This is a genomic window from Streptomyces sp. NPDC053426 (assembly GCF_055585405.1).
Genome location: NZ_JBVJKE010000010.1, coordinates 50329 through 59186 on the forward strand (window position 1 = coordinate 50329; position 8858 = coordinate 59186).

Below are 8858 nucleotides of genomic sequence, written 5' to 3' on the forward strand. Positions count from 1 at the left end.
CCCGGCGTACGGTCAAACTCGTCGGCGCATGCCCCGTCCGACTTTTCCGTCGCGTTCGGCGACCGACCGGTGTGCCGCTGCCACCTTCCAGCCACCGCGTATCCCGTGGTCCGCCAGAAAGTGTGAACCCCGAAGCCATGACCGACACTCAGACGGCGAGCCTGTGCCGCGTCACCGTACGTGCTCCGGCCAGGACCGTCGACCTGGCCGTGCCCTCCGACGTTCCCGTCGCCGATCTGCTGCCCACAGTGATCGGCTACGGAGGGGACGACCTGGAGGAAACCGGTCTGGAGCACGGAGGTTGGGTGCTCCAACGGCTCGGCGGTCCACCGCTCGACCCCGAGAGTACCTTGGACTCCCTCGGTCTGCGGGACGGAGAGGAGCTTTATCTGCGGCCGCGCACCGAGGCGCTGCCCGAGGTGCACATCGACGACCTGGTCGACGGCATCGCCGACGGCATGGGCCGCAGACCGCACGGCTGGAGCCCCGAGGCCGGCCGGCGCCTGCTGCGCGGACTGGCCGCGGCCACCCTCGCGCTGGGCATCGTGCTGCTGGCCATGCCCGGCACGGCGGGCTGGATACGGGCGGTCGCCGCCTCGGCCGCCGGACTGCTGCTGATCGCCGGGGCCGGCTCCGCCTCCCGCGCCGTCGGGGACGCCGGAGCCGGCTCGGTGCTCGGCCTGATGGCGGCCCCCTACTTCGCCCTGGCGGGCTGGCTGCTGCCCGGCGGCGACCTCGGCGGCGCCGACGGCGAGGCCGTCCTCGGCGCACGGCTGCTGGCGGCGTCCGCGGCCGGCGGCGCGGGCACGGTGCTCGCCCTGGCGGCGGTCGGCGTCTACCCGGCGCTGTTCATCGGCGCGGCCTGTGTCGCGGCGGCGGGCGCGCTCGGCGCCGCCCTGATCACCCTGGACCTGGCGCCGCAGCAGGCGGCCGGTGTGGTGGCCGTCGTGGTGGTGCTCTTCGGCGGGTTCGTCCCGTCGCTGTCGTTCCGGCTGGCCGGCATGCGGATGCCGCCCCTGCCGACCAACGTCCAGCAGCTACAGCAGGGCATCGACCCGTACTCCTCCTCGGACGTCGACGCGCGCTCCGCGCTGGCGGACGGCTGGATGACCGCCCTCTACGGCGCCATCGGCCTGGTGTGCCTGCCCTGCCTGGCGGCGCTCATGGTCGCGCCGGGCCTCGCCGAGATCCTCACCGTCGTGGCCTTCTCCCTGCTCCTGCTGCTGCACAGCCGGGGGCTGGGCAACGTCTGGCAGCGGCTGGCGCTGACCTGCGCCGGGGCCTGGGGCGTGGTCCTGCTGCTGCTCGTGTCCGCGCGCTCCCTCGCCCCGGCGGACCGGCTGACCCTGACGGCCGGGCTGATGGGGCTGGCCGCCGCGATCACCATCGCCTCGTGGACCGTGCCCGGACGGCGGCTCGTCCCGTACTGGGGGCGCGCGGCCGAGCTGCTGCACTCACTGGCCGCCCTCAGCATCCTGCCGCTGACGCTCTGGTCGATGGGCGTCTACGGCTGGCTCCGCGGCATCAACGGCTGACCCGGGAGACACGGCGACATGCACAGCAAGCGCGACCAAGTACAGGCGCACCTCTTCATCATGGGGCGGCTGGCCTCGGCCATGCTGCGCGCCGAGCCGGACTCCCCGGAGAGCCCGCTGGGCCGGACCAACCGCGGCGCCGCGATCGGCGTGATCATCGCCGTGCTGGTGTGCGCCGGCGCGTTCGTCTTCGGACTCATCCGGCCCGGCGGCAACGACTCGTGGCGCTCGGGGGAGAACCTGATCGTCGACAAGGACACCGGCGCCCGCTACCTGTACCTGGACGGGCGGCTGCGCCCGGTGCGCAACCACGCGTCGGCCCGGCTGGTCACCGGCGGCGAGGTCGGCGTCACGACGGTGGGCACGTCCTCGCTGGCCGGCACCCCGCACGGAACGCCCGTCGGCATCCCCGACGGACCCGAGGCGCTGCCGGGCACGGGCGACCTGGACCACACCCCGTGGCTGGTGTGTTCCGGGATCCTGCCGCGGACGACGGGCGTCGTCACGACGACCACGACACTCGCCCTCGGCACCGACGCCCCGCAGGACGTGCCCGGCGGACGGCGGCTGGGCGAGAACGAGGGCCTGCTGGTCACCGGCCCGGACGACGCCGCGTACCTGCTGTGGCAGGGCAGCCGGCTGCGCCTGGACGAGCGGGCGAAGGCGGCCGAGGCCCTCGGGTACGGCGACGTCACCCCGCGTCCCGTCTCCGCGGCGTTCCTCGACGCCTTCCCGCTGGGACCCGACCTGGCCCCCGCCGACGTACCCGGCCGGGGCGGGAAGGGCCCCGAACTGGGCGGGCGGAGCACCAGGATCGGGCAGCTCTTCAAGGTCGACGTCCCCGGCTCCGCCGCCCGCTACCACCTGCTCACGCGGGAGGGCCTCGTCCCCCTCACCGACACCGGCGCCACCCTCCTGCTGGGCGACCCGCGGACACGTGAGAAGGCGTACGACGGCGAGGCCGCGACCGTGGCGACGCTCGGCGCGGACACCCTGGCCGGGCATCTCGCCCCGGACGCGCGGGACTCGGGGACGGAGAGGCTGCCCGCGAAGCCGCCGAAGGCGGTCACCGTCGCCACCGGCTCCGTGTCCTGCGCGGAGGTCGACTCCGCGGACTCCGGTGTGCGGGTGGGCACTTCGGTGCTGCCGCAGGACGCCCTGCCCCCGGCGGTGCAGGCACCGGCGCCCGAGGTCGAACCGGGCTGCCTGAAGGTCGACTCCATCGCCGTACGAGCGGGGAAGGGCGCGCTGGTCAGGGCGTTGAGCGCGAGCGGCAGCGCGCTGGGCGACACCACGTACCTGGTGACGGACGAGGGCGTGAAGTACCGGCTGCTGTCCCAGGAGGCGGTGAAGGCGCTGGGCTACGAGGGCGTCGAGGCGCGGACGATGCCGTCCCCGATGCTGGCCATGCTGCCCAGCGGCCCGGACCTGACCCCCGAGGCGGCGGCCCGGGGCGAGGCGAGGGTGACGCTGCGGTGCCCGCGGACATAGGGGGTGACGGCCCCCGCGGGGAAGCAGCCGGCAGGGAAATTCTTGGCGTCCCGCGGTCACCTCACGTTCAGCCGGGTGCTCTGCGGCACCCCGGTGAGCGGCGCGGATGCCCGATCTGTCCGGCCGGATCCACCGCGCCGCTCACTTGAGCGGCGTGAATTCCGAGTCATTGCTCAATTGAGCCTCAAAATAGGGGACTTCGCGGTTCCGCGGGCAATTGCCAAACAAGTTGCGGCCTGCATAGCATCTGGCCACCCCATGGCCCCGGCGAGTCGTTAGTGATCGCAGGGACGCCCTGTCTGCCCGCAGGGTGAAGTGGGGGCCGCAGCCCGGTGAGTTTCGCCGAAAAGGGAGTTCTCTCATGGCCATGCAGCAGTCCGAGGAGCGCGCGACCCGTAATGGGATCATGGCGCTGGAACAGGCTTTCACCGGTGTTCAGCGCTGTCAGCAGGACGTGCAGTCCACGTCGCACACGCTCGCCTCGAATTACGGGGGCGCGGACGGCGGAAAGTACAAGAAGCTGCTGGAGCAGTGGGACGAGCACGTCGACACGATCCTGATCAACCTGGACCGGATGGTCGACGAGCTCAACGGCACCCTCACGGAGCACGGGCTGGTGCAGGGATCCACCAGCGACGCGATCGACGCGGAGTACTCGCGCTCCACGCAGGTCTTCGACGAGCTCAACGGCACCGACACGTCGTCGAACTGACCCCCGACGCGCCCAGCAGCCCCGAACCCCTCACATCTCGTCGTTCTCCCGGTGAATAGAGGACTCTGATGGACTTCTCCGACGGCTACATCTACGTCGACTACAACCACGCCGAAGGCGCGGCGGACGACATGATCAGCCAGTCCCAGGCGATCATGAGCATTCTGGCCAACCTGGAGATGGAACTGGCCGAACTCCGCAACAGCTGGATCGGTGACGACCGGGACGTCTACAGCGAGGTCCAGGCGAAGTGGGACAACGCTGTCCAGAACATCAAGAACCTGCTCGCCAACCACTCCGGTCTGCTCACCGAGATCTCCTCCAACTACCGGTACACGGAGCAGAACCTCTCGCAGCGGTGGGGCGACATCAGGATCGGCAGCCGCTGACGCCGGCCGGTGACGGAAGGGTGATCGCATGGCCGTCACGGTCCTCGACAGCACGTTCCTGAAGAACTTCATCAACAACCAGATCGACAGCTTCCGTACGACGCTGGAGAACATCCTCAAGGACAGTCCGACCGCGGGACCGGCGATCTCGTTCATCGCGGACAGCATCTCGACCACGACGATCGACGCCGCGAAGCCGCTGGTCATCGGTCTCATGGCCGGCGAGAACAGCGCGGTCGGCGGGGGCGCCCTCAACAAGGTCGTCCAGCAGGGCGCGGGCGAGGTCGTGCGCATCCTGGAGGACCAGACGCTTCTCTTCGAGGACCTCGAACAGGCGTTGTGGGACACCATCGACGAGCTGGCCAAGAGCCAGGGCAAGAATCTCGAGAGCATCACCGCGGACGATTTCATGGACATCTTCGAGGATGTCGACAGTGATCTCGACAATCCGGGCGGTACCGAAGAGGAAGAGTAGCGGAGTTCGGCGATGGCCAACCCCGGGGACAACAACAACGACAACTGGAAGAAAGCGGTTGACCTGCTCACCGGCTACGTCCTGCCGGAGCGGAAGACGTTGTTCGACACCCTCAAGGGCAACGACGACATCCCGCTGATCCATGTCCGGGTGGAGGACGAGGGCGGTCCGGACTACTCGTCGGGTTTCCTGTCCTCGGGCGGCTGGAAGACGCACAACACCGACTACACCATCCCGTACTACAAGCCGGCCGGCGACGACAAGGACGTCTCCGAAGGCAGCTACCTCTACCAGTACCGCGTGTACATCACCTTCCTCGCGTCGGGCCAGTCCTGGCCGCCGAGCGGGGACGACGTGATCCCCGGCTACACCAAGACGAGCGAGGTCCTGAAGGACAAGGGCGGCACGAACAGCGAGGGCGAGAAGCTCGACTGGGACACCAACCCCCTGGTCCAGTACATCTACGGCTCCAAGGCCGCCCTCTCGCAGCTCACCATGTGGCCCTACTCCACCCACGGGTTCGAGAACCGCGGCCTCCCGGTGAACGACGCCGACTACGTCGATCTGCTCACCTTCACGAAGGCGGCCCAGGCGTTCGACCGGGTCGTCAAGTTCTTCGAGGACAGCGCGGTCACCGTCGGCAAGTGGGACACCGAGAACATCGGAGAGGGCAGCGACTCCTGGGACGGCACGTCGGCCGCCATCTTCAAGGAGCTCATCCACAAACTGGCCCGGAACTACGAGGGGTACGCCGACCAGCTCAACGGCAAGGGCGGCGGGGACGCCGAGGTCACCATCGACGACGTGACGGTGACGTCCGAGCCGGCCCGCGCGCTGGCCGAGGCCCAGCGCGTCGTCCTCACCCAGGCGCAGAACCTCTACAACGCCTGGGAGGCGTGGAAGGCCGAGAGCAACCCGCAGCGCTGGCTCTACGACATGCTGCAGGACGCCCGGCTGAAGCTCTTCGACACCCAGTTCGACAAGACGGACATCGAGACGGTGTCCAGTGGCTCCGGGATGGCCACCACCTGGCACAACTACGTGGTGTCGACCGCCGGCTTCCGGAACGAGATCGTCATCGGGGAGAAGTCGTACGGCAAGCCGGGCGACATGACCACCTGGAAGGCGATCGCCGACGAGGCGGTGCGCCGGTGGGAGCAGTCCGTGCAGGACTGGCTCGGCACGAAGGGCGCCGAGGCCATCGTGGCGATCAACAAGGCGTTCAAGGCGGCCGAGAAGGCGTTCGACACCAGCATCACCGACAGGGACGACCGTCCCCTCTCCGAGATCTCCGCCGAGGCGGAGGCCGACGCCGAGAAGAAGAAGGCGGAGGCCGAAGCGGCGGCCGCCAAGGCGGAGGCGGAACGGGAGAAGGCCGAAGCGAAGGCCGAGGCGGAGCGGGAGAAGGCCGAGGCGAAGGCGGAGCGGGACCGCGAGAAGGCGGAGGCCGAGAAGGAGAAGGCCGAGGCCAAGGCCGAGGCGGAGCGGGAGAAGGCCGAGGCGAAGGCGGAGCGGGACCGCGAGAAGGCGGAGGCCGAGAAGGAGAAGGCCGAAGCGAAGGCCGAGGCGGAGCGGGAGAAGGCCGAGGCCAAGGCCGAACGGGACCGCGAGAAGGCGGAGGCGGAGGCCGAGCAGGAGGCCGCGAAGGCGGAGGCCGAGAAGGAGAAGGCGGAGGCCAAGGCGGAGCAGGAGGCCGCCAAGGAAGAGGCCGAGCGCGAGCAGGAGGCCGCGAAGGCGGAGGCCGACAAGGAGAAGGCCGAGGCCAAGGCCGAGCAGGAACGCGAGAAGGCCGAAGCCAAGCAGGAGGCCGCCGAACAGCGGGCGTTCATCCTCGCGCAGAACCAGAAGGCTCAGGACGAGGCGAAGAAGGAACGGGAGCGGGCCGCAGCCCAGGCCGAAGCCGACCGCGCCGAGGCCAAGGCGGAGCAGGAGGCCGCCAAGGAAGAGGCGGCGAAGGAGAAGGCGGAGGCCAAGGCGGAGCAGGAGGCCGCCAAGGAAGAGGCCAAGCGCGAGCAGGAGGCGGCCAAGGCGGAGGCCGAGAAGGAGAAGGCGGAGGCGAAGGCGGAGCAGGAGGCCGCCAAGGAAGAGGCCAAGCGCGAGCAGGAGGCGGCCAAGGCCGAGGCCGAGCGGGAGAAGGCCGAGGCCAAGGCGGAGCAGGAGGCCGCGCAGGCCGAGGCGAAGCAGGAGCAGGCCGCCGCCAGGGCCGAGGCGGAACGCGAGCAGGAAGCCGCCAAGGCGGAGGCCGACGCCGAGCGGGAAGCCGCCAAGCGGGAACAGGCCGACGCGCAGGCCAGGGCGGAGGCCCAGCAGGAGGAGGCCCGCCGCGAGGCCCTCCAGGAGAGGCAGCAGGCCAGGCTGGACGCCGAGAACGCCAAGGCCGACGCGCAGGCCGACTACGAGCAGCAGAAGGCCGAGGCCCGCGCCGAGCGCGACGCCGCCCTCCAGGACGCCGACCGCCAGGAGGCGGCGGCACGACAGGAGTACGAGCAGGAGAAGGCCGAAGCCCGGGAACAGCGGGACCAGGCACGCCAGGACGCCGAGCAGGAACGCGCGGAGGCACGCCAGGAGTACGAGCGGGAGATCGCCGCCGGCACCGCCGAGAACGAGGCCCGCGAGGAGTACGACCGGCGGATCGCGGAGATCGACGCCGCCGAACGGGAGGCCCTCGACCGGGCGGACGCCGCCGAGGCCGACGCCAGGAGCGAGTACGACCAGGCGAAGGCCGACGCCCAGGCGGAACGGGAGGAGGCGCGCACCGAGGCCGAGCAGGCGCGCAAGGACGCCAAGGCCGAGTACGACCAGCGGATGGGCGACATCCAGGCCGAGTACGACCGGATGACCGCCGACGACAAGGACATCGACGAGCTGATCCGTCAGCGCATCGCCGATCTCCCGGAGCCCCCCGACCTCTCCGCCTACAACGGGGGCGGCTCCACGGGCTCGGCCGGCTCCGCGTACTCCTCCGTGTTCGACGACAACCTCTACAACCAGGACGACCTCGCCTCGGCGCTCGGGCGTCCGCAGAGCGGCGACGCCCTGGCGGGCGCCTCCGCCGACGGCACCGGCACGGGGGCGGGCTCGCCGGGGATGTACCCGCCGATGATGCGCGGCGCGGGCGGTGGCGAGGCCGGCGGCAGCTCCGGCGAGCGCACCAGGACCGTCATCGAGCCCGCGGTCGGCCGCTCCGGCCGGCCGGCCGCTGCGCAGACCGTCGACGACGAGGAGCACCGCGTCGTCCCCAGGACCACGCAGACCAGCAGCAGCACGCCCTTCATGCCGCCCATGGGAGGCATGGGCGGGGCGGGGGACAGGCCGCAGACGGAGAGCGGGGACCGGGAACGGACCACGTGGCTGGCCGAGGACGAGGACGTCTGGGGCACCGACGAGGGCGGCGCGCCGCAGGCCCTGGGGCGCTGAGGGGAAGGGGAGCGGGATGAGTCGGTCGATGGAGGACCGGGTGGCCCAGGCGATGGCCCACCTCAAGGCGGCGGAGGAGGCCGCCGCCTCGGCACGGGCCGAGCTGGACACGGCGTCGGCCACCGCGCGTTCGGCGGACCGGTCGGTGCGGGTCTCCGTCGGCGCGAAGGGCGAGCTGACCAGCCTGGAGTTCCTCGACGGCAAGTACCGGACCATGGCCGCCGCCCAGCTCTCCGCGGCGGTGCTGGAGGCCGCGAACACGGCACGGGCCGAGATGGCCCGCCGGGTCGTCGACCTGCTCGACCCGATCACCAGGATGACCGCGCGCGGCGCCGCCCCGGACCGGATGGGCGTCGACTGGGGGGCCGTCTTCGGCTCGCTGATCGACGAGACCTCCGTGACGAAGGGGCCCACGGCGATGAGCAGGCTCCGCGACGAGATCGTCGAGGACGACGAGGACGACAAGGAACGGCAGGGGGGCGCGTAACCGTGGCCGGCAACTACTCCGCCGACATCCAGGCGATCCTGCAGGGTTCCAGACACCTCGCCGACGCCGTCCGCTACGGCGACGAGATGCTGCCCCGGTTCGAGACCGGCAACGCCCAGTACGCGGGCTGGTGGGGCGAGGAGGGCGGCGACGACGAGTTCGCCAACGCGGTCGGCGAGCAGGTCCGGCGCGAACAGCAGCAGGTGACGGAGACGGTCCTGTCCATCACCGGTGGGTTCATGGCGCTGGTCGACGCGGTCGCCGCGGAGGCCGACCACGTGCAGCGGCCGCAGACCCAGGCGCTGGACGACATCGAGGCGCAGGGCTCGGAGAGCGAGAACAGGCGCTGAGC

The 8858-nt window shown here is 71.0% G+C and carries 8 protein-coding genes; all 8 read left to right on the top strand.

Going from position 1 to position 8858, the window contains the following annotated elements:
- Window positions 1-137: 137 nt before the first annotated feature.
- The gene (gene eccD, locus ACZ62B_RS21020; protein ID WP_468879790.1) at window positions 138-1535 is read left to right on the top strand and encodes a type VII secretion integral membrane protein EccD; all 1398 of its coding nucleotides are present in this window, start codon (window positions 138-140) and stop codon (window positions 1533-1535) included.
- 18 nt (window positions 1536-1553) lie between these two features.
- On the top strand, window positions 1554-3026 hold the full coding sequence (gene eccB, locus ACZ62B_RS21025) for a type VII secretion protein EccB (protein WP_468879787.1): 1473 nt from the start codon (window positions 1554-1556) through the stop codon (window positions 3024-3026).
- Window positions 3027-3387: 361 nt separating this feature from the next.
- Window positions 3388-3738: a hypothetical protein gene (locus ACZ62B_RS21030; RefSeq protein ID WP_468879784.1), complete on the top strand. Its 351-nt coding sequence runs from the start codon at window positions 3388-3390 to the stop codon at window positions 3736-3738.
- Window positions 3739-3806: 68 nt separating this feature from the next.
- Window positions 3807-4127, top strand: a complete 321-nt coding sequence (locus ACZ62B_RS21035) for a WXG100 family type VII secretion target (RefSeq protein WP_468879781.1) — start codon at window positions 3807-3809, stop codon at window positions 4125-4127.
- Window positions 4128-4155: 28 nt separating this feature from the next.
- The gene (locus tag ACZ62B_RS21040) at window positions 4156-4602 is read left to right on the top strand and encodes a type VII secretion system-associated protein (RefSeq protein WP_468879779.1); all 447 of its coding nucleotides are present in this window, start codon (window positions 4156-4158) and stop codon (window positions 4600-4602) included.
- A 12-nt stretch (window positions 4603-4614) separates the two neighbouring features.
- Complete coding sequence (locus ACZ62B_RS21045) at window positions 4615-8019, top strand: AAWKG family protein (RefSeq protein WP_468879776.1); 3405 nt, start codon at window positions 4615-4617, stop codon at window positions 8017-8019.
- 16 nt (window positions 8020-8035) lie between these two features.
- Window positions 8036-8506: a YbaB/EbfC family nucleoid-associated protein gene (locus ACZ62B_RS21050; RefSeq protein ID WP_469691672.1), complete on the top strand. Its 471-nt coding sequence runs from the start codon at window positions 8036-8038 to the stop codon at window positions 8504-8506.
- Between the two features lie 2 nt (window positions 8507-8508).
- Window positions 8509-8856, top strand: a complete 348-nt coding sequence (locus ACZ62B_RS21055; protein WP_468879770.1) for a hypothetical protein — start codon at window positions 8509-8511, stop codon at window positions 8854-8856.
- The last annotated feature ends 2 nt before the right edge of the window (window positions 8857-8858 follow it).